Source organism: Sphingomonas sp. 77B, from assembly GCF_056497825.1.
Genome location: NZ_JBWMBY010000001.1, coordinates 2692634 through 2713161 on the forward strand (window position 1 = coordinate 2692634; position 20528 = coordinate 2713161).

General features: G+C 67.6%; 19 protein-coding genes and 1 other RNA gene. 9 read left to right on the plus strand and 11 right to left on the minus strand.

Annotated features, from left to right (window positions below):
* Nucleotides 1–143 precede the first annotated feature (143 nt).
* Nucleotides 144–326 (minus strand): YbdD/YjiX family protein, encoded by a 183-nt coding sequence (locus tag AC1GI4_RS12635; RefSeq protein ID WP_433909025.1) that lies wholly within the window; start codon nt 324–326, stop codon nt 144–146.
* On the minus strand, nt 323–2368 hold the full coding sequence (locus AC1GI4_RS12640; RefSeq protein WP_479629734.1) for a carbon starvation CstA family protein: 2046 nt from the start codon (nt 2366–2368) through the stop codon (nt 323–325). The genes AC1GI4_RS12635 and AC1GI4_RS12640 overlap by 4 nt, the downstream gene beginning before the upstream one ends.
* A gap of 265 nt (nt 2369–2633) precedes the next feature.
* On the opposite strand from AC1GI4_RS12640, the gene AC1GI4_RS12645 reads away from it, so the two are divergent.
* Nucleotides 2634–2843: a cold-shock protein gene (locus AC1GI4_RS12645; RefSeq protein WP_042491318.1), complete on the plus strand. Its 210-nt coding sequence runs from the start codon at nt 2634–2636 to the stop codon at nt 2841–2843.
* Between the two features lie 57 nt (nt 2844–2900).
* Nucleotides 2901–3086 (plus strand): hypothetical protein, encoded by a 186-nt coding sequence (locus tag AC1GI4_RS12650; RefSeq protein ID WP_294274395.1) that lies wholly within the window; start codon nt 2901–2903, stop codon nt 3084–3086.
* On the opposite strand, the gene AC1GI4_RS12655 is transcribed toward AC1GI4_RS12650, so the two are convergent.
* Entirely contained in the window at nt 3081–3929 is an 849-nt protein-coding gene (locus AC1GI4_RS12655; protein WP_479629735.1) for a MipA/OmpV family protein, read from the minus strand. The two genes, AC1GI4_RS12650 and AC1GI4_RS12655, sit on opposite strands and share 6 nt — an antisense overlap.
* Before the next feature lie 111 nt (nt 3930–4040).
* On the opposite strand from AC1GI4_RS12655, the gene AC1GI4_RS12660 reads away from it, so the two are divergent.
* A complete protein-coding gene (locus tag AC1GI4_RS12660; RefSeq protein ID WP_479629736.1) occupies nt 4041–4634 on the plus strand; it encodes an NADPH-dependent FMN reductase in 594 nt (197 codons plus the stop codon).
* Between the two features lie 388 nt (nt 4635–5022).
* On the opposite strand, the gene AC1GI4_RS12665 is transcribed toward AC1GI4_RS12660, so the two are convergent.
* Nucleotides 5023–5694 (minus strand): nucleoside/nucleotide kinase family protein, encoded by a 672-nt coding sequence (locus AC1GI4_RS12665; RefSeq protein ID WP_479629737.1) that lies wholly within the window; start codon nt 5692–5694, stop codon nt 5023–5025.
* On the minus strand, nt 5694–5972 hold the full coding sequence (locus tag AC1GI4_RS12670; RefSeq protein ID WP_294274403.1) for a chorismate mutase: 279 nt from the start codon (nt 5970–5972) through the stop codon (nt 5694–5696). Before AC1GI4_RS12670 ends, AC1GI4_RS12665 begins: the two co-directional genes overlap by 1 nt.
* Nucleotides 5973–6093: 121 nt before the next feature.
* Between AC1GI4_RS12670 and AC1GI4_RS12675 the strand changes: the two genes are divergently transcribed.
* From AC1GI4_RS12675 to AC1GI4_RS12685, 3 genes are all read left to right on the plus strand, one after another.
* Nucleotides 6094–7104 (plus strand): polyprenyl synthetase family protein, encoded by a 1011-nt coding sequence (locus AC1GI4_RS12675; RefSeq protein ID WP_479629738.1) that lies wholly within the window; start codon nt 6094–6096, stop codon nt 7102–7104.
* A 329-nt stretch (nt 7105–7433) separates the two neighbouring features.
* Entirely contained in the window at nt 7434–9884 is a 2451-nt protein-coding gene (gene hrpB, locus AC1GI4_RS12680) for an ATP-dependent helicase HrpB (protein ID WP_479629739.1), read from the plus strand.
* A 12-nt stretch (nt 9885–9896) separates the two neighbouring features.
* On the plus strand, nt 9897–10178 hold the full coding sequence (locus tag AC1GI4_RS12685; RefSeq protein WP_042491340.1) for an ETC complex I subunit: 282 nt from the start codon (nt 9897–9899) through the stop codon (nt 10176–10178).
* Nucleotides 10179–10627: 449 nt separating this feature from the next.
* On the opposite strand, the gene AC1GI4_RS12690 is transcribed toward AC1GI4_RS12685, so the two are convergent.
* The 4 genes from AC1GI4_RS12690 to AC1GI4_RS12705 are packed head-to-tail and all read right to left on the minus strand — an operon-like array spanning nt 10628 to nt 13325.
* Nucleotides 10628–11161, minus strand: a complete 534-nt coding sequence (locus tag AC1GI4_RS12690) for an NUDIX hydrolase (protein ID WP_479629740.1) — start codon at nt 11159–11161, stop codon at nt 10628–10630.
* On the minus strand, nt 11158–11823 hold the full coding sequence (locus AC1GI4_RS12695) for a TPM domain-containing protein (RefSeq protein ID WP_479629741.1): 666 nt from the start codon (nt 11821–11823) through the stop codon (nt 11158–11160). Before AC1GI4_RS12695 ends, AC1GI4_RS12690 begins: the two co-directional genes overlap by 4 nt.
* Before the next feature lies 1 nt (nt 11824).
* The gene (locus AC1GI4_RS12700) at nt 11825–12721 is read right to left on the minus strand and encodes a TPM domain-containing protein (RefSeq protein ID WP_479629742.1); all 897 of its coding nucleotides are present in this window, start codon (nt 12719–12721) and stop codon (nt 11825–11827) included.
* Nucleotides 12722–12731: 10 nt separating this feature from the next.
* Complete coding sequence (locus tag AC1GI4_RS12705) at nt 12732–13325, minus strand: LemA family protein (RefSeq protein ID WP_433909016.1); 594 nt, start codon at nt 13323–13325, stop codon at nt 12732–12734.
* Between the two features lie 109 nt (nt 13326–13434).
* Between AC1GI4_RS12705 and mscL the strand changes: the two genes are divergently transcribed.
* The gene (mscL, locus tag AC1GI4_RS12710; RefSeq protein WP_294272317.1) at nt 13435–13887 is read left to right on the plus strand and encodes a large conductance mechanosensitive channel protein MscL; all 453 of its coding nucleotides are present in this window, start codon (nt 13435–13437) and stop codon (nt 13885–13887) included.
* 164 nt (nt 13888–14051) lie between these two features.
* On the opposite strand, the gene AC1GI4_RS12715 is transcribed toward mscL, so the two are convergent.
* Nucleotides 14052–14483 carry an RrF2 family transcriptional regulator gene (locus tag AC1GI4_RS12715; RefSeq protein ID WP_042491370.1) on the minus strand — a complete coding sequence of 144 codons (432 nt, stop codon included), beginning with the start codon at nt 14481–14483 and terminating at the stop codon, nt 14052–14054.
* 37 nt (nt 14484–14520) lie between these two features.
* On the opposite strand from AC1GI4_RS12715, the gene ssrA reads away from it, so the two are divergent.
* Nucleotides 14521–14871, plus strand: a transfer-messenger RNA (tmRNA) gene (gene ssrA / locus AC1GI4_RS12720).
* Between the two features lie 277 nt (nt 14872–15148).
* Here ssrA and mutS read toward each other — a convergent pair.
* On the minus strand, nt 15149–17719 hold the full coding sequence (gene mutS, locus AC1GI4_RS12725) for a DNA mismatch repair protein MutS (protein ID WP_479630404.1): 2571 nt from the start codon (nt 17717–17719) through the stop codon (nt 15149–15151).
* Between the two features lie 330 nt (nt 17720–18049).
* On the opposite strand from mutS, the gene AC1GI4_RS12730 reads away from it, so the two are divergent.
* Nucleotides 18050–20308: an NADP-dependent malic enzyme gene (locus tag AC1GI4_RS12730; protein WP_479629743.1), complete on the plus strand. Its 2259-nt coding sequence runs from the start codon at nt 18050–18052 to the stop codon at nt 20306–20308.
* The last annotated feature ends 220 nt before the right edge of the window (nt 20309–20528 follow it).

Here is a 20528-nt window from a genome sequence, read left to right on the forward strand (position 1 = left end):
CTAAACCCGTATGACGGGCGTTATCCCGTAGCCTTCGACTACGCTCAGGCTGAACGGAGGTGGGGGTGGGTGACGCCCCCTCCGCGTCTCCGCGTCTCCGCGCGAACCAGCTTTCTTCGCATCCTCGCGCCTTCGCGTGGAAATCAGCAGCACCGCCCGCCATTCTTCCCGCCATACCGCGCCTGCTGCCGCTCGCGGAAGAACGTCACCTCGTCCATCGGCTCGCGGTCGGGATGCTTGGCGGCCATGTGCGCCACATAGGCGCCGTAGCTGGGCATCCCGACCATGGCGTTGCCGATCTCGCGCAGGCGGGCGAGCCAGCTCATTCGGCGGCGACCATTGCGGGCGGGACCTCGGTCACGCTCGGCCGGTCGATCGCCCGCGCGATCAGGCAGGTGCGCACCGCATAGACCAGGATCGCCAGCACCACGCCCAGGAAGATCGCGCACAGCCCGGCGTCGATCCGGTCGTTGAAGACGATCCGGCCCATGTCGCCCATGGTCTTGGCGGGGGGCAGGACCTTGCCCGACGCGGCGGCGCTGGCGAACTTGTCGGCATGCGCCAGGAAGCCGACGCGCGGATCGGCGGAGAAAATCTTCATCCACCCGGCGGTCAGCGTGCAGGCGAGCAGCCAGACGGTCGGCACCACCGTGATCCAGGCATATCGGTCCTTCTTCATGCGGAACAGCACGACCGTCGCCAGCATCAGCGCGACGGCGGCCAGCATCTGGTTGGAAATGCCGAACAGCGGCCACAGCGTGTTCACCCCGCCCAGCGGATCGGTGACCCCCTGATAGAGGAAGAAGCCCCAGGCCGCGACGCACAGGGCCGTCGCGATCAGGCCCGGCGCGACCTTGCTCGATCCCCGGAAGCTGGGGACGACCAGGCCGATCAGGTCCTGCAGCATGAAGCGGCCCGCACGGGTGCCTGCATCCACGGCGGTCAGGATGAACAGCGCCTCGAACAGGATGGCGAAATGATACCAGAAGGCCTTCATCGCCTGTCCGCCAAAGACATGGCTGAAGATTTCCGCCATCGCCACCGCCAGCGTCGGCGCGCCGCCCGCACGGCTGATGATCGTATGCTCGCCCACGTCCCGCGCGACCTGCGCCAGCGTGTCGGCGGAGATGGGAAAGCCCATCGCGGTCACGGCGGCGGCGGCGCTGGCCGGGTCGGTGCCCAGCACGGCTGCGGGCGCGTTCATCGCGAAATAGACGCCCGGATCGAGGATCGAGGCGGCGACCAGCGCCATGATCGCGACCGCGCTTTCCATCAGCATCGCGCCGTAACCGATGAAGGGCGCGTCCTTCTCGCTGGCGATCAGCTTGGGCGTGGTGCCGCTGGCGATGAGGGCGTGGAAGCCCGACACCGCACCGCACGCGATGGTGATGAACAGGAAGGGGAAAAGCGGCCCCGCCCAGACCGGCCCGCTGCCGTCGATGAACTTGGTCAGCGCGGGCATCTTCAGCGGCGGCGCCATGATGACGATCCCGATCGCCAGCGCCACGATCGCGCCGATCTTGAGGAAGGTCGAAAGGTAATCACGCGGCGCAAGCAACAGCCACACCGGCAGGACCGAGGCGACCGCGCCATAGCCGATCAGCAGGAAGCAGAGTTGCACCGGGGTGAAGGTGAACAGCGGGGCCAGCACCGCCGACTGGGCGATCGACTGGCCATAGACGATGGCGAGGATCAGGCCGATGAAGCCGATGATCGACACCTCGCCGATCTTCCCCGGCCGGACCCAGCGGGTGTAGCCGCCCATCAGCATCGCCAGCGGCACGGTCGCCGCCACGGTGAACAGCCCCCAGGGGCTCTCGGCGAGTGCCCGCACCACGATCAGGGCGAGGACTGCCAGGATGATGACCATAATCATGAAGGCGCCGAACAGCGCGATCGTGCCCGCCACTGGGCCCATCTCCATGCGGATCAGCTCGCCCAGCGACCGCCCGTCGCGCCGCATCGACAGGAACAGCACCAGGAAGTCCTGCACCGCGCCCGCCAGCACCACGCCCGCCAGGATCCACAAGGTCCCCGGCAGATAGCCCATCTGCGCCGCCAGCACGGGGCCCACCAGCGGCCCGGCACCCGCGATCGCGGCAAAGTGGTGGCCGAACAGCACTGTCCGGTCGGTCGCGACATAGTCCAGGCCGTCGGCCCGGCGGATGGCGGGGGTGGGTCGGCTGGGGTCGATGCCGATCACCTTGGCGATGAACAGCGCATAATAGCGATAGGCGATCAGATAGACCGAGACGGCGGCGGCGACGATCCACAGCGCGTTGATCGGCTCGCCGCGTACGCTCGCGACGACGCCCAATGCGCCCGCTCCGACGATCGCCAGCGCGATCCAGGGAAGGTGTTTCGTCATGCCCCGCTCGGTCCTCCGGTTATGCTCTTGTCCGCCTTTCTACCCCTCCGACAGAAGCATGCCACCCCAATTTCGGCCTTGATGGCGGTGGAGCGCAGGAAGTTATTTTCGGCTTGGCCTTGTAGATTCAGGTGGGGAGGCCCACATGTCAGGCTGCTAAAGTCGCAAATCGACGGTTCTCTGCTTTGCGGCTCGTTCCTTCTTTCCCTGCACCGCGGCCCCGAATCCGGCCCAGCGCCTGGTTCACCATTATGAAGGAACGAATATGAGCATCACCGGAACCGTCAAATTCTTCAACGCTGACAAGGGTTATGGCTTCATCGCCCCCGAAAATGGCGGCGCGGACGCCTTCGTCCATATCAGCGCGGTCGAGCGTGCGGGCATGATTACGCTGAACCAGGATCAGCGGGTCAGCTACGAACTGGAGCAGGATCGCCGCGGAAAGATGGCGGCGGTCAACCTTCAGCCCGCCTGAATGTCGAAGCGGTAGCCGATCCGGCTACCGCTTTTTTTGTGGTCGAAAGGATAATCCATGTCGCGCGATGCCATCTTCTTCCGCAACCAGGCCGAGCTTGAGCGCGCCAATGCCGCCGATGCGACTTTGCAGAATGTCCGCGAACGCTGCGAGCGTGCGGCGTCCTCGTGGGAGGCCATGGCCGTCCGGGCCGAGCGCGCCGAACTGGGTCGCGCGGCGGCAGCAGCCCGATCCGCGCTATAGGCCGAAGCGGAACCCGTAACCCAGGCCCAGCGTCGCCTGCATCCGCTGTCCCTGCTGACGGATCAGCGGCGAGTCGGCGGCAGGACCGCCCAGCCGCTCCAGGCTGGTGAACAGCGTCAGCGCGCTGCGCCGGTTCAACGGGCGAATGACATTGCCGCCCAGCCCATAGGACAACACGCCGCCGTCCGCACGATAGGGGGCCAGGCCGGTGCGCGCCGATTGCGCCGCCGAGATGCCGAAATAGGTCCGCATGAAATTCGCGCTGGCCAGCGTCATGCGCGGCCCCACGCTGACGATCGCGCGGCCGATCCGGGTGCGATAGGCCGCTGACAGGTCCGCGACCACGCCGTCATGGCCGCCGAACCCCTGCCGCACCTCTGCGCGTGCCCGCCAGGCCCGGCGCGGGCCGAACGACTTCTCGACGAAACCGCCAGCCTCGCCCGCCGCCTTGATATTCCCCATGCCCTCCAGCGCGTCGCTGCCGCCCGCGATCAGGAAGGGCGAGCCGCCATTGCGCTCGTCACGGCCGAAGCGGATCTTGACCAGCGGCCCCGCGCGCCAGCCGTCGCGGCGGATCGCGTTCCAACCGATCCCGTCGGGCACCGAGGCAAAGAGCGTGTCGCCATAATTCACCCGCAGATCGGGAAATACCGACAGCGCCATGTCGCGCGATCCCTGCCAGGCTGGGCCAAGGACGGGAGCCGCCCCGATGGTGATGCTCCAGCCCGCAGGCGTGGCCGGTGCGCCGGACGCGATGCCAGGGGGCGGGCCGCTCTGCCGCACCTCCTGCGCCTCCGCCGGACAGGCGAGCAGCGCAACCATCCCCAAAGCCCAGACACGCATCCTTCATCTCCCTGTCATCTTGGATAGGGCGGGACCCGCATCGCCGCAACCGGACGTGGACCCTGAACTTAGCGCTTGCCCCGCCGCGCCGTCCGGGGTGAAAGGCGGGGTATGGCCAGCGCATCCTCTTCCCCGCTCGTCGTCGGCATCGGCGGCACGATCGGCAGCGTCTCCTCGACCGAGCGTGCGCTGTGCACCGCGATGACGGCGGCGGCGGACGAGGGGTTCCGCACCCATGTCTTCGGTGGCGAGGATCTGGCGCGCCTGCCGCTCTACAACCCGCGCGCGACCGAGCGAACCGAGGCGGAGCGGGTGTTCGTCGACACCGTGCGACAGGCCTCGGCGATCATCATCGCCAGTCCGGGCTATCATGGCAGCATCTCGGGGCTGGTGAAGAACGCGCTCGACCTGTTGGAGGAAACGGCGAAGGACGATCGCCCCTATCTCGCCGACATGCCGGTGGGGCTGATCGCCACCGCCTATGGCTGGCAGGCGACGGGCTCGACCATCGCGGCCCTCCGCTCGATCGTTCATGCGCTGCGCGGCTGGCCGACGCCCTTCGCGGCGGCGGTGAACACGCAGCAGACGCGGTTCGACGAAGAAGGCCGGATCAGCGACCCGGCGGTCGAAGGGCAATTGCGCCTGGTCGGCCAACAGGTCGCCCGCTTCGCACCGCTGGCGGGGACGATCGGGGCGTCGAACTGAGGGGCTTTTGATTCACGCGAAACCGCGATGACGCGAAGAGCTTGATTTCGTGCGAAGGCGCGGAGGACGCAGAGATGTATCGCGCGCGGCAGCGCCTATTTCTCCATCTTTGATCGCTGGAAGAATAAAGGCTGCAAGAGCACCGGGTACGACATCTCCGCGTCCTCCGCGCCTCCGCGCGAACCAACTTCTTCCTCTTCGCGGCATCGCGGCTTCGCGAGAGATAGAGAGATTATACCCCGTTCCCCGGCGAAGGCCGGGGCCCAGTTTCTTCCAGGCCGCTGGTGCGCAAAGATCGTGCGTGGGCGGCAAATGCCTTGCGCCTTCGATAGCACACAGGAACTGGACCCCGGCCTTCGCCGGGGAACGGCGAGTCGCCGGGAAACCGTTAGCGCAGACGCTCCGTCACCAGCGCCGTGATCTCGTCCGCGATCTCCGCCGGATCGCGCAAAGCACCATGCGCCACGGTCGACACCGTCACCCACTCGCCCAGCATCGCCCCGTCCGCCATCGCGGCGTAATTGGCGCGCACCCGTGCCTGAAGCCCCAGATCGGCCTCATAGGCGTCATAGGTATCGTCCGTATAGCTGCGCTTGCGCTTGCGGGCGATCAGGTCGCGCGCGACGTCGAGCGGCGTGTCGAGATAGACCGACAGATGGGGTGCGGGCAGGCGGAACTGCACCGTCTCCAGCTGTTCGATCCATTGCAGCAGCGCAGGCGCCCGGTCAGGCGGCACTTGGGCCGCCTGATAGGCCATGTTCGACGCGATATAGCGGTCGAAGACGATGACATCGTGCGCTTCGGCCAGCTCGACCAGATGCGGCCGCGACTCGAATCGGTCGAGCGCATAGAGCGTCGCCGCCGTCTCGGGTGCGGCGGCATGGGGCAGGCGGCCCGCCAGATACTCGCCCAGCGCCCAGCCGCCGACCGTCTCGGCATAGCGCGGGAATGACAAGGCCGCCGCCGACAGCCCGGCGGCGTTCAGCCGTTCGGTGACGGCCGCCGTCGCGGTCGCCTTGCCCGCGCCGTCGGCGCCTTCGATCGCCAGCAGGAAGGCCATCAGCCGCGAAAGCCTTCGTGGTGGCGGATCACCTCGTCGATGATGAAGCGCAGGAATTTTTCGGAAAATTCGGGGTCCAGCTGCGCATCGCTGGCCAGCTGGCGCAGGCGCGCGATCTGTGTTTCCTCGCGGCCGGGATCTGCGGGGGGCAGGGCGTTCTCCGCCTTGTAGCGCCCGACCGCCTGGGTGATCTTGAACCGCTCGGCCAGCATGAACACCAGCGCGGCGTCGATATTGTCGATCGACTGGCGATAGCCGGTCAGGACGGTGTCGGACATGATCGCTACGTCTCCCTCTGGCGCCCCTGCCGGGGCCCGTGCCGCACATGAATTCGCGCGCGCCCTTTCGCGCTTAGGCTTGCGTTCGGCAAGCGTTGTCGCCAGAGGCTCTTACCTGCCCATGACCGTAACCGCCACCCGCCTCGCCAAGCCCGCGCCCTCGCTGGACCCGATGATCCGGCTGGTGGCCGACGACATGAACGCCGTGAACCAGGTCATCATCGACCGGATGCGGTCGGAGATTCCGTTGATCCCGCAACTGGCGGGTCACCTGATCTCCGGCGGCGGCAAGCGGATGCGCCCGATGCTGACCTTAGCCAGCGCACAGCTGCTGGGCTATCAGGGCACCAGTCACCATGTCCTGGCGGCGGCGGTCGAGTTCATCCACACCGCCACGCTGCTGCACGACGACGTCGTCGACGGCTCCGACCTGCGGCGCGGACGGCGCACCGCCAACATCATCTGGGGCAATCCGGCCAGCGTGCTGGTCGGCGACTTCCTGTTCAGCCGGTCCTTCCAGCTGATGGTCGATGCGGGCAGCCTGAAGGTGCTGAACATCCTGTCGGGCGCGTCGGCGGTGATCGCCGAGGGCGAGGTGAACCAGCTGACCGCGGTGCGGCAGGTGGGATTGCCCGAGGAACGCTATCTCTCGATCATCGACGCCAAGACGGCGGCGTTGTTCGCCGCCGCCTGCCGCATCGCGGCGGTCGTCGCCGAGCGGCCCGAGGTGGAGGAGCTGGCGCTGGAGGCCTATGGCCGGAACCTGGGCATCGCGTTCCAGCTGATCGACGATGCGATCGACTATGTGTCGGACGCAGGCACGATGGGCAAGGACGCGGGCGACGATTTCCGCGAGGGCAAGATGACCCTGCCGGTGATCCTGGCCTATGCCCGCGCCAACGACGAGGAACGCGCATTCTGGAAGGACGCGGTCGAGGGACGGCGCACCTCGGACGAGGACTTCGCCCACGCCATCGCGCTGGTCCGCAAGAGCCGCGCGGTCGACGACACGATGGCCCGCGCGCGCCATTATGGCGGGCTGGCGATCGAGGCATTGCGGGGCTTTGCCGATGGTCCGGCGAAGAGCGCGATGATCGAAGCCGTCGAGTTCGCGGTCGCGCGGGCTTACTAAAGCCACACGGTCGTTCCCTGGCGAAGGCCGGGGCCCAGTTGCCGTGCAGTGTCGTAGGCGCGAAGCGGTTTGCCTCCCCCGCATCGTGCTGCGCGCTACGACCTTGGTAGAAACTGGACCCCGGCCTTCGCTGGGGAACAGGCAAATGAAACGGCATTCGACACCCTCCGTTCGGGCTGAGCGAAGTCGAAGCCCACGTCCCGACATGCGCCAAATGGACAGGCTTTCCCTTGGCCTTCGACTTCGCTCAGGCTGAAAGGGGGTAGGGGGCTGAACAGGAACGGCGCGCTGGCCTTCACCCCGCCCGCCAAACCCCGTATCGCGGCGCCATGACCCTGCCTGTCACCGCCGTCCTGCCCGATCTGCTCGCCGCGCTGGCAAACGCGCCCAACGCCGTCCTCGTGGCACCACCCGGCGCGGGCAAGACTACCGCCGTTGCGCCCGCACTCCTTGATCAGTCCTGGTGCACCGGGGAGGTCCTGCTCCTCTCCCCCCGCCGCCTCGCCGCGCGTGCCGCCGCCGAGCGGATGGCCGCGCTGGCCGAGGAGCCGGTCGGCCGCACCTTCGGCTATGCCACCCGCATGGATACGAGGGGCAGCGCCGCGACCCGCGTGACCGTCGTCACCGAAGGCATCTTCGTCGCGCGTATCCAGGCCGATCCCGAGCTGACGGGTGTGTCGGCGGTGCTGTTCGACGAGGTGCACGAACGCAGCCTCGACGGCGATTTCGGCCTGGCGCTGGCGCTGGATGCGCGAGCGGGGCTGCGGCCAGATCTGCGGCTGGTCGCCATGTCGGCGACGCTCGACGGCCGCCGCTTCTCCAGCCTGATGGGCGACGCGCCCGTCATCGAGAGCGAGGGGCGCAGCTATCCGCTGACCCTGCGCCATCTCGGCCGGGCGGCGGAAGCGCGAATCGAGGACTCGGTCGCCGCCGCCATCCGCCGTGCACTTACCGAGGAGGCGGAGGGCGACATCCTCGCCTTCCTGCCCGGCACCGCCGAGATCGCGCGCACCGCCGAGCGGCTGGCGACCCTGCCCGAGACGATCGCGATCCACGAACTCCACGGCTCGCTCGACCCGGCGGCGCAGCGCGCGGCGATCCGGCGCGATCCGGAGGGGCGGCGGCGGATCGTGCTCGCCACTTCGATCGCGGAGACCAGCCTGACGCTCGACGGGGTGCGGATCGTGGTCGACTCCGGGCTGGCGCGTCGTCCGCGCTACGACCGCGCGGCGGGGATGACTCGGCTCGTTACCGAGCGCGCCAGCCAGGCCGCCGTCGTCCAGCGTGCGGGACGCGCCGCGCGTCAGTCGCCGGGTGTCGCCTATCGCCTGTGGGAGGAAGCCGCGACGGCGGGCCTGCCGCGCTTCGACCCGCCCGAAATTCTGGAGGCGGACCTATCGGCGCTGCTGCTCGGCACCGCGCTATGGGGTGTCAGCGACCCGCGCGCGCTCCCCTGGCTCGACCCGCCGCCCGAGGCCGCCGTCGCCGAGGCCCGCGCGCGGCTGACCGTGCTGGAGGCGCTCGACGACACCGGCCGTCCGACGGCGCATGGCAAGGCGATCGCGAAACTGCCGATGCCGCCACGTCTGGCGCACATGCTGATCCGCAGCGGCGAGCGCGGATTGGCGTCGACCGCCGCCGAGGTCGCGGTGCTGCTGGGCGAGCGCGGGATCGGCGGGCAGGATGTCGATGTCGAGCAACGCCTGCGCCGCTGGCGAACCGAGCGTGGCCCCAAGGCCGAAGCGGCGCGTCAGATGGCGAAGCGCTGGACCGGCCTCGCCCCCAGGCCGGTCGAGCAGGAGGTGTGGGACCATCCGGCGGGCGTGTGCCTGGCGCTCGCCTATCCCGACCGGGTGGCGCGGCGGCGTGACGGCACGGGCGAGAATTGGGCGAGTGTCGGCGGGCGTGGCTTCCGGCTCGACCCGGCGTCGGGCTTGGCGAGTTCGGAATGGCTGGCGGTGGGCGAGACGCAGGGCGCGGCATCGGGCGCGCGCATCCTGTCCGCCGCGCCGCTTGACCTCGCCACGGTCGAGGCGCTGTTCGCCGACCGGATCGAAACGCGGCGCACCGTCACCTTCAACCCCGCGACCGGCGGGGTCGAGGCGCTGCGCGAGCGGCGGCTGGGCGGACTGCGTCTGTCGAGCGGCCCCGATTCGGGCGCGTCACCCGAGGCGATCGCCGAAGCGCTGGTCGAGGGGGTGCGGACGCATGGTCTGTCGCTGCTGCCCTGGAGCGACGGGGCGGGGGCGTATCGCGCGCGGGCGGCCTATGCCGGGGTGGCGCTGGACGATGAAAGGTTGCTCGAAACGCTGGATGACTGGTTGCCCGCATTGGTGGCTGGCAAGCGGCGTCTGGATGCGATCACCCCCGGCGCGCTGACCGAGGCGATCCGCAATCTGGTCGACTGGAACGAGCAGAAGCGGATCGATTCCACGGCGCCGTCGCACTTCACCAGCCCGGCGGGTAGTAGCCATACGATTGATTATGCGGCCGAAGGTGGCCCGCGTGTCGAGCTGCGCGTGCAGGCGCTATTCGGCCTCGCCGAGCATCCGGTGATCGGCGCCGCGCGGGTGCCCTTGGTGCTCAGCCTGACCTCGCCCGCCGGTCGGCCGATCCAGACGACGCGCGACCTGCCCGGTTTCTGGGCGGGCAGTTGGAGCGCGGTGGCCAAGGAAATGCGCGGCCGCTACCCCCGCCATCCCTGGCCCGACGCACCCGCAGAGGCCTCCGCGACGTTGCGCACGAAAAAGGCGGATGCAAGAGCCGCCGGTTCGCGATAAGGGACAAGAATTATGGCCACTGCTCGCATCTTCCAGCGCCCCAAGAACGCGATGCAATCCGGCAAGTACCGGACCGATCGCTGGCAACTCGAATTCGAACCGACCGAGGCGAAAAAGCCCGATCCCCTGACCGGCTGGGCCGGCAGCGGCGACACGCAGGAGCAGGTCCGCTTGACCTTCGCGACGCTGGAAGAGGCGATCGCCTATTGCCAGCGTGAAGGGCTCGACCATCATGTCGTGCCGACGCCGCAAAAGACGCTGAAGCTGCAAAGCTACGCCGACAATTTCCGCTGATGTTCGAGCGCTCCGGTGGACGCCGGGGCGCTTTTTCTTGCGCACGCAGCGCTTGAGAAGGTCGGTTCGCGCGGAGACGCGGAGACGCGGAGGTGTCTCGCCTTCCGGCATCGGGATCGTATTGTAACCAGCCTTTCAGAGAGGCGTGTCGCGTCAGCGAGCGATTGCCTCTGCGCTCTCTGCGCCTCCGCGCGAAAAACTTCTTGGCGCCTTCCAGTCAGGTCAGGCGTGTCCTCCATGTGTTCGCGCGAAGCCGCGATGACGCGAAGATTTTCAGAATCGGTTCGCGCAGAGGCGCAGAGAGCGCGGAGGTGTATGTGCGGTGGCATCGGGTACGCATGACAAACGGCCGATTGAAGAGATATCTCGCTGCCGCGAGTAAGACCTCTCCGCGCCTCCGCGTCTCCGCGCGATAAATCTTCTTCGCGTCCTCGCGGCTTCGCGTGAACTCAAAAGCCCAGGATACCGCCGCCCAGCAAAAGCAGCAGCTTGGCATCGACCGCCACCCCCGCCGCGCGGCGTTCGGCGATGAAGGCGACAACCTCGGACAGCTTCACCCGGTGGACGGTGATCTGCTCGTCCGAGTCGCCCCCACCGTCACCGACCTTTTCCAGCCCGGTGGCCCGGACCAGGGTGAAACGCTCCGACGTCATGCCCGGCGAGGAACAGAATTCCCCCAGCGTCTCGATCCGGGCGGGGCGATAGCCGGTTTCTTCTTCCAGCTCGCGGGCGGCACCGTCCAGCACCGCTTCGCCCTCGGTTTCGTCGCCGATCAGACCGGCGGGCATCTCCAGGCAGGACGCGCCCAGCGGAATGCGGAATTGCTCGACCAGCAGGATATGGCCGTCCTCGATCGCCAGGATCACGGCGGCACGGATGTCGCGCGGGCGGTCGGCATATTCCCAGGTGCCGCGCTGGCGCAGCGCCAGGAAACGCCCCTCGGCCAGGGTTTCGAGGGGGGCGTCCATACGGGGATCGGTCATAGCGAGATGGGTCTGTCCGGCAGTTCGTTGGTATCGGCCGCCGTCTTGGGGAAATGGGTCGCCAGCACAAGCCCGATGCGCTCGACCGCCGCACTCATCCCTTCGCCGACATGGCCTTTCGCGACATGGGGCAGCATCACCGCCATCGCCTTGCCCCAGGTTTCCGGCCCGACCTTGCCGGTCAGCCCGGAGTCGGCGACGATCTCGGCCATGTGCTCGTCCTCCGAGAGGTAGAGAAGCACGCCGTAGCGGCTGTCGGTTCGCCGCTCGGCCGACACGCGGAACAGCAGCACCGCGCGTGCGCGAACACGGGCATGGCGGATGCTCTTGGGCACCAACGCGATGCGGCGCGACACTGGGCCGAGCAGCGCGTATACCAGGCCGAAGACCAGAATTTGTGCGATCATCAGAACGCCCAGGATCAGGTCCTCACCCGGCGCGCTCCAGGCGTCATGGATCAGCGCGAGCAGCTTCAACCCCAGATCGGGGAAGATCGCAGCGAAGAGCGGCACCAGCAGCATGGCTGGTGCGGCGAACCACAGGGCGATGTCGCGATACTCGTCCGATCGGGGTGCGACGATGGTGACGATCTCGGCATCGGTCGTCGCTTCGGCGCGCGCGACGGCGGCGGTGACCAGATCGCTATCGGCTTCGCTCAACATCTCACCAATCCCCCGATGCGCCGCCGCCGCCGAAATCGCCGCCGCCGCCGCCGGTAAAGCCGCCGCCGAACCACGATCCGTCGCTGCCCCCGCCCGACGAGCCCCCGCCGGAACTCCAGCCGCCGCCCGAGCCGCCGCTGCCCCAGCCGGGGCCCCAGAGGATGATCGGCCAGCCACCGCCGCGACGCCCGCCACCGCCGCCACGGTCGTCGTCGTCATCATCGTGGAAGCGCTGGCCCTGCCTGCGACGCAGAATCGACAGCAGGACGAAGCCGCCGATGAAGATCACCAATATGATGACGATCGGAAAGCCGTTGGAATCGCCGCCGCCGCGCCGGTGTTCGCGGTCGAACTGCTTGGCGGCCTCGGCCACCTTGGCCTTGGCTTCCTCGGGCGAGGCGCGAAGCTGCGCGATCACGGCGTCTGCGCCAGCATTCAACGCGCCCGATATATCCCCTGATTCGCGCAGGCGCGGGATCATTAGCGTGCGGATCATCTGCGACGACCAGGCGTCGGTCAGGATCGGCTCCAGCCCGCGCCCGACCTCGAGCCGGGGGCCGCGCTGGCCCTTGCCCTCGTTGGGCGCGACGAACAGGATCGCGCCGTTGTTCGCGTCCTTCAGGCCGACGCCCCAGGCGCGGCCCAGCCGATAGCCATAATCCTCGATCGGATAGTTCTGCAGATCGGGAATCGTCGCGACGACCAGCTGGCGGCCGGTATCCTTTTGCAGCGCTTCCAGCTTCGCCTCTAACTGCGCCTTGGTCGCAGGATCGATCTTGCCAGCCGCATCGACGACCAGGCCGTCGAGCTTGGGAAAAGTCTGCGCCATCACGGGGACGGCGCAGAGGATCAGCCAGAGCCCGAGGACCGGGCGAAGCAACCGGGTGAACCGGGGCATGAGGATACGATCAGGCGCCGAAATTCACCTTGGGCGCATTTTCGGCGCCCGGCGTGGTCGCCTGATACGGCGTCTTGGGCTTGGCGCCGTAGAAGACCTTGGCCCCGATCGCGTCGGGGAAGGTACGGATGCGGGTGTTATAGGCCTGCACCGCCTTGTTGTAATCGCCGATCGCGATGTTGATACGGTTCTCGGTGCCCTCGAGCTGGCTCATCAGCGTCTGGAAATTGTCCTGGCTCTTCAGGTTCGGATAGGCCTCGACATTGGCGAGCAACCGGCCGAGCGAGCCGCTGAGCTGGCCTTGCGCCTGGGCGAACTGCTGCATCTTGGCGGGGTCGGACAGGTCGGCGCTGTTGACCTGGACCGAGGTCGCCTTGGCGCGCGCGTTGACCACGTCGGTCAGGATGGACTTCTCCGAGGCGGCGGCGCCCTTCACGGTCGCTTCCAGATTGGGGATCAGGTTCGCGCGGCGCTGATAGGCAGCCTGGACGTCGGCCCATTTCGCGTTCACATTTTCTTCCGCCGTGGGCACGCTGTTCATGCCGCAGCCGGACAAAGCGACGGCCATCACGACCGGGGTCAGGGCAAGAACGGGACGACGCATTCGAATATTCCTCCGTCAACTGTCTGGTCTATATAAGACGCACGATGCGCTTGGCGAAGGGCAAAAGCGACGATACCCTCGAAGCTCAGGCAAATAGAGGGATTTGGCGATGCTCAAGGAATTTCGCGCCTTCATCGCGCGGGGCAATGTGCTCGATCTGGCGGTGGCGGTCATCATCGGGGCGGCGTTCAGCAAGATCGTGACGTCCCTGACCGACGACGTGCTGATGCCGGTGATCGGCAAGATCTTCGGCGGACTGGATTTCTCCAGCTACTTCCTGCGCATGGGGCCGATCCCGGCCAATTATGCGGGCTCGCTGACCGATTATGCCGCCTTGAAGAAGGCGGGTGTGCCGCTGCTGGGCTATGGCGCGTTCGTGACGCAGGCGGTCAATTTCGTGATCGTCGCCTTCATCATCTTCCTGCTGATCCGCACCGTGAACCGCGCGACCGCGATGTTCGAGAAGCAGAAGGCCGAGGCCCCCGCAGCGCCCCAGGCCGAACCGGCCGATGTCGCGCTGCTGCGTGAAATCCGCGACGAACTGCGCGCGCGGCGTTCTTAAAATCCTGTCTCTGGCGTAAGTCGCAACATGTGAAATTCCTCCCCTGCGAGGGGAGGGGGACCAGCGAAGCTGGTGGAGGGGTGTCCCGCTATCGAGAGGGGTGACACCCCTCCGTCAGGCCTGCGGCCTGCCACCTCCCCTTACACGGGAGGAATAAGACAGGTTTACGCCGCCGCCAGCTTCTTGGCCGTCGCATCGGCCAGGCTGGTGCCGTCGAGAATCCGCGCCGTCTCGTCGCGCACGCGCATCATCGCGTGGCGGATGGCGCAGTCGGCCTCGCTCTTACAGTCGTTGCAGGGGCGGTACGCTGTCCGGCTGACGCAGGGGACCAGCGCCAGCGGCCCCTCGATCGTGCGGATGATGTCGCCCAGTGAGATCAGGTGCGCGGGCCGGGCGAGCCGATAGCCGCCCATCTTGCCGCGCTGGCTGTCGAGCAGCTGCGCGCCCTTCAGGTCGGCGAGGATCAGCTCGAGGAACTTGCGCGGGACATTGGCCTCGGCCGCGATGCGGGTCATCGAGGTCGGCGGCCCTTCCACCGGCATCTCCGCCAGGAACAGCATCGCGCGCAGCGCATAACGGGACCGCTGGGTCAACATGGCGTTCCCCATGGACCCAAATTGGGGCGAGCGAAAGGCATTTGCGTAATGCCGCCGGGCTTCCTATATCCGCTGTTGCCGGGTTTCACCCGGCTATGACGATAAATTGCGGCGTGCAATAGACGCAGCGGACCCGGGGGCAGTACCCGGCGGCTCCACCATAAAAGGTGGTGTACTTGGACACCGTTTCTGACGGGGCCGAACCAGGATCGACGTGTGTTGAAAAGCGCTGTTTTCGTTCGGAATGGGACCACCGCAACGGCCCATTACACACAAGTGCCAACGATAACGAAGCACTCGCGATTGCGGCGTAATTGAGGGCCTCACGGCCTGACATTACACCAAAATAGCGCGGTCGGACCCCACCGGGCAACAGAAGGGGAATCCAGCGGTACGGGGAGCACCGGGCAACAGAAGCTCCCCACTTTCCGGTTTTTATCTGTTGGCCTGGTGTCGCCTTGCCCTCCGTTCGCACTGAGCGAAGTCGAAGTGCATGGGACTCGCTTGCGGCGGGGCGATGGGGCGTGGCCTTCGACTTCGCTCAGGCTGAACGGAGGGGTGGACTGAACCTCTGCCCGTCATTGCGAGCGCAGCGAAGCAATCCAGAGTGGGACTGCGATGCCCTTGATTGCTTCGCTGCACTCGCAATGACGGGTCGGGGGCTTTTACCCCTCCCGCGCCAACGCCTTCAGCTTGTACAGCGCATCCAGTGCCTCACGCGGCGACAAGCTGTCGACGTCGAGCTTCTCCACCTCCGCCCGGATCGCGTCACACTGTTCCTCTTCGATCTGCGCGGCGGCGGCGAACAGGGGCAGGTCGTCGAGCCCCGCGGCCAGCCCGCCGGTCTTGGCACGCCCCGCCTCCAGCTTGGCGAGCACAGCCTTGGCGCGCGCCACCGTCGTCGGCGGCATCCCGGCGAGGCGCGCCACCGCCAAGCCGTAGGAGCGATCCGCCGGGCCTTGCGCGACCTCGTGGAGCAGGACCAGTTCGCCCTTCCACTCGCGCGCGCGGACATGGTGGAGCGACAGCGCCTCGCACCGCTCGGCCAGCCGGGTCAGCTCGTGATAATGTGTCGCGAACAGGCAGCGGCAGCGATTGTCTTCATGGATCGCCTCCACCACCGCCCAGGCGATCGCCAGGCCGTCATAGGTCGAGGTGCCGCGCCCGACTTCGTCGAGGATCACGAAGCTGCGCGGCGTCGCCTGGGCCAGGATCGCGGCGGTCTCGACCATCTCGACCATGAAGGTCGAGCGCCCGCGTGCGAGATTGTCCGATGCGCCGACCCGGCTGAACAGCCTGTCGACCAACCCGATCTTCGCATGGGTGGCGGGGACATAGGACCCGGCCTGCGCCAGCACCGCGATCAGCGCATTCTGGCGCAGGAAGGTCGACTTGCCGCCCATGTTCGGACCCGTCACCAGCCAGAGCCGGGAGGCTTCCGACAGCGAGCAGTCATTGGCGACGAACCGCTCACCCGATCGGGCCACGGCGGCTTCCACCACCGGATGACGGCCACCGGTGACTTCGAAACACGCATGCTCGACCAACTCGGGCCGCACCCAGCCGCCCTCGACCGCGCGTTCGGCAAGGCCGCTCGCCACGTCGAGCCGGGCGAGCGCGTCCGCCGTCGCGGCGATGCTTTCGCGCGACGCCAGCGCGGCGGCGGTCAGTTCCTCCAGATGCGCGGCCTCGGCGGCCAGCGCATGGGCACCGGCCTGCGCAACCTTGCTGGCGACCTCGTGCAGCTCGGGGGTGTTGAAGCGGACCACACCCGCCAGCGTCTGCCGATGGGTAAAGCCCGACTCCGGCTTCATCAGCGCATCGGCTGAACGCGCGGGCACCTCGACATGATAGCCGAGCACGCCGTTATGACGGATCTTGAGCGCGGCGATGCCGGTCTTCTGGCGGAATTCGGCCTCCAGTGCGGCGATGGCGCGGCGGCCACCGGCTCCGGCATCGCGCAGATCGTCGAGCGCCACGTCATAGCCCGCCGCGATATAGCCGCCCTCGCTCGCCTCGATCGGCGGTGAGGGGACGAGCGCGCGGCGCAGCAGGTCGATCAGTTCGCCATGCCCGCGCAGGCGGGGCGTCGTCTCGCGGAGCAGGGGCGGGCCATCGCTCAGTTGCTCGGACAGCGCCCAGGCCCCGTCGAGCCCGTCGCGCAACTGTCCCAGATCGCGCGGGGATCCACGCCCCGCCGCGATCCGCCCGATCGCCCGGCCGATGTCGGGCAGCGCGCGCAGCGCCGCGCGCAGCCGTTCGCGAAGCGCGGCGTCGTCATGGAAATGCTGCACCAGATCGAGCCGCGCCTCGATCGCGTCGCGGTCCATCAGCGGCGCACCGATATCACCCGCCAGCGCCCGCGCGCCCGCGCCCGTCACCGTCCGGTCGACCGCATCGAGCAGCGAGCCTTTCCGCTGGCCATTGGCGGTCTGGGTCAGCTCCAGGCTCTCGCGCGTCGCCGCATCGATCGCCATCGCGCCCGCCGCCTGGGACAGCACCGGCGGGCGCAGGAAGGGCAGGGCACCCTTGGCCGTATGGTCGAGATAGGCGACCAGCCCGCCCGCCGCCGACAATCCGGCGCGGCTGAACTGCCCGAACCCGTCCAGCGTCGCGACGCCGTAGAGCCGCTTCAGCCGATCCTCGCCGCTGCCGCTGTCGAAGGTCGCGGAGGGCCGCAGCGTCGTCGCGACATCGGCGTGCGCGGCATTTTCGGCCGCGACCACCTCGGCGGCGGCAAGGCGGGCGAGTTCGGCCCCCAGCGCATCCGCCTTCACGTCGATCACCACGAACCGCCCGGTCGAGATGTCGGCGGCGGCCAGTGCGACCGCGCCACCCGCCTCGCCGATGGCGACGCACCAATTGTCGCTCTTGGCGTCGAGCAGCGCTTCCTCGGTCAGCGTGCCCGCCGTCACCACCCGCACGATTCCGCGCGACACCAGCGCCTTCGAGCCCCCGCGTGCCTTGGCCTCGGCGGGCGTCTCGGTCTGCTCGGCGATGGCGACGCGGTGCCCGGCCTTGATGAGGCGCTGCAGATAGGCGGTCGCGGCATGGACCGGCACGCCGCACATCGGAATCTTCTCGCCCCCATGCTCCCCGCGCGAGGTCAGCGCGATGTCGAGCACGCCTGATGCGATGCGCGCGTCGTCAAAGAACAGCTCGAAGAAATCGCCCATTCGGTAGAAGAGCAGGCAATCCTCGGCCTCGGCCTTCAGCGTCAGATACTGCGCCATCATCGGGGTGGGGGTGGTCATCGAGACGGGTGTTCCAGATTTAAACGGCAAGTGGGAATGGGCCAACTGATCGCGACGGCCCGCTCCATGAAAGGGGACGGTCGGCTATAGCGGCGGCCGGATCGACTGGCGAGGCTCAGCTCCCGGTCTTCCCGCAATCCCGCTTTTTGATGTTGCGATGCAGCATCTTTAGCCACGGAACAGCTTAGCTAATCGACAGCATCATCCGGCTTGTCCGAAAGCCAAAACTCGCGCGCGACAGGGTTGTCAGCCGTGCCCGAAACCTCCAAGAGCCGTAGCGTCCTTGTATCCACAGCATCGAAGGCCGCGCGCATGTCCGACGAACCCACCGACCAGTTCTCCGAGCGCGAAGCCCTGCTGTTCCATTCCGAGGGACGGCCCGGCAAGATCGAGATCATCGCGTCCAAGCCGATGGCGACGCAGCGCGACCTGGCGCTGGCCTATTCGCCCGGCGTCGCGGTGCCGGTGCTCGCCATCGCCGAGGACCCCGCCACCGCGTACGACTATACCGCCAAGGGCAATCTGGTCGCCGTCATCTCCAACGGCACCGCGATCCTGGGACTTGGCAATCTGGGCGCGCTGGCGTCCAAGCCGGTGATGGAGGGCAAGGCCGTCCTCTTCAAGCGCTTCGCCGATGTCGACTCGATCGATATCGAGCTGAAGACCGAGGATGTCGACCGGATGATCGACGCGATCGAGCTGATGGAGCCGAGCTTCGGCGGCATCAATCTGGAAGACATCAAGGCGCCCGAATGCTTCATCATCGAGCAGACCCTGCGCGAGCGGATGAACATTCCCGTTTTCCATGACGACCAGCACGGTACCGCGATCATCTGCGCCGCGGGCCTCATCAACGCCTGTCTGCTGACCAAGCGGCGGCTCGACGAGATCAAGGTCGTCGTCAACGGCGCGGGCGCGGCGGCGATCGCCTGTACCGAGCTGATGAAGGCGATGGGTGTCCGCCACGACAATGTCATCATGTGCGACCGCACCGGCGTGATCTATCAGGGCCGCGACGACATCAACCAGTGGCAGTCGGCGCATGCCGCCGTCACCGACCGCCGCTCGCTGACCGAGGCGCTGCACGGCGCCGACGTGTTCTTAGGGCTTTCGGCGGCGGGCGCGCTGAAGCCCGAGATGGTCAAGGACATGGCGCCGTCGCCGATCATCTTCGCGATGGCCAATCCCGAGCCGGAAATCCGCCCCGAACTCGCCAAGGCCGCGCGCCCCGACGCGATCGTCGCGACCGGCCGTTCGGACTATCCGAACCAGGTCAACAACGTCATCGGCTTCCCCTTCATCTTCCGCGGCGCGCTCGACGTGCGCGCGACCGGCATCAATGACGAGATGAAGATCGCCGCCGCCAACGCGATCGCCGAGCTGGCACGCCAGCGGGTTCCGGAGGAAGTGGCGCTGGCCTATGGCACGCAGCACACATTCGGCCCCGAATACATCATTCCTGCGCCGTTCGACCCGCGCCTGATGGAACTGGTCCCCTCGGCGGTGGCGAAGGCGGCGATGGACTCGGGCGTGGCGACGCGGCCGATCCTCGACATGGACGCCTATCGCCAGAAGCTGCGCGCGCGCCTGAACCCGACCACCTCGGTCCTGACGCTCGCCTATGAGGGCGCCCGCGCGCATCCGAAGCGCGTGCTGTTCGCCGAGGGCGAAGAGGAAGTCGTGCTGCGTGCCGCCATCGCCTTCAAGGAAGGCGGTTACGGCACCCCGGTGCTGGTCGGTCGCGACGACGTGTATGACCGCCTGAAGGCGCTGGGCGTCACCAACCCGCAGGAATATGAGGTCCATAACAGCCGCACCTCCGAGATGGTGCCGCAGATGGTCGACTTCCTGTACGAGCGGCTCCAGCGGCGCGGCTATCTGAAGCGCGATGCCGAGCGGCTCATCAACCAGGACCGCAACATCTTCGGCTCGGTGATGCTCCAGCTGGGCCAGGCCGATGCGATGATTACCGGCATCACCCGCACCTATGCGCAGAGCTTCCGCGAGATTCGCCGGGTCATCGACCCGGTCGACGGCAAGGTGCCCTTCGGCATCCACCTGCTCGTCGGGCAGAGCCACACCGTCTTCATCGCCGACACCACGGTCAACGAGCGTCCCTCGGGCGAGGAGCTGGCCGACATCGCCGAGCGCACCGCCGCCGTCGCCCGCCGCATGGGGCATGAGCCGCGCGTGGCGTTCCTGTCCTATTCGACCTTCGGCAATCCCGAAGGCCAGTGGATCGACAACGTCCGCGACGGCGTCGCCGCGCTCGACAAGCGCCAGGTCGGTTTCGAATATGAAGGCGACATGTCGCCCGACGTCGCGCTGAACCCCAAGCAGATGGCGAACTTCCCCTTCTCGCGCCTGTCGGGGCCGGCGAACGTCCTCATCATGCCGGGGCTTCAGTCGGCCAATATCTCGGCCAAGCTGCTCCGCGAACTGGGCGGCGATTCCATGATCGGCCCGATGCTGATCGGCATGGAAAAGCCGGTGCAGATCGCGCCGATGACCTCGACCGCTGGCGATCTGGTGACGCTGGCAGTGCTGGCAGCGGGCGGGATCGCACGCTGATCTTCGCCGGACGGTAGGAAAGGGGGGCTGGGCAGCGAGAGGTTGCCCGGCCCCCTTTTTATTCCTCCCCGGCACGGGGAGGGGGACCATGCGCAGCATGGTGGAGGGGGATCGCCACAAAGGTAGATCCTTGTGGAAGCCCCCCTCCGTCAGGGCTGCGCCCTGCCACCTCCCCGGGCCGGGGAGGATCGTGTCGCCAAAACCACAACTCGACCCCGTC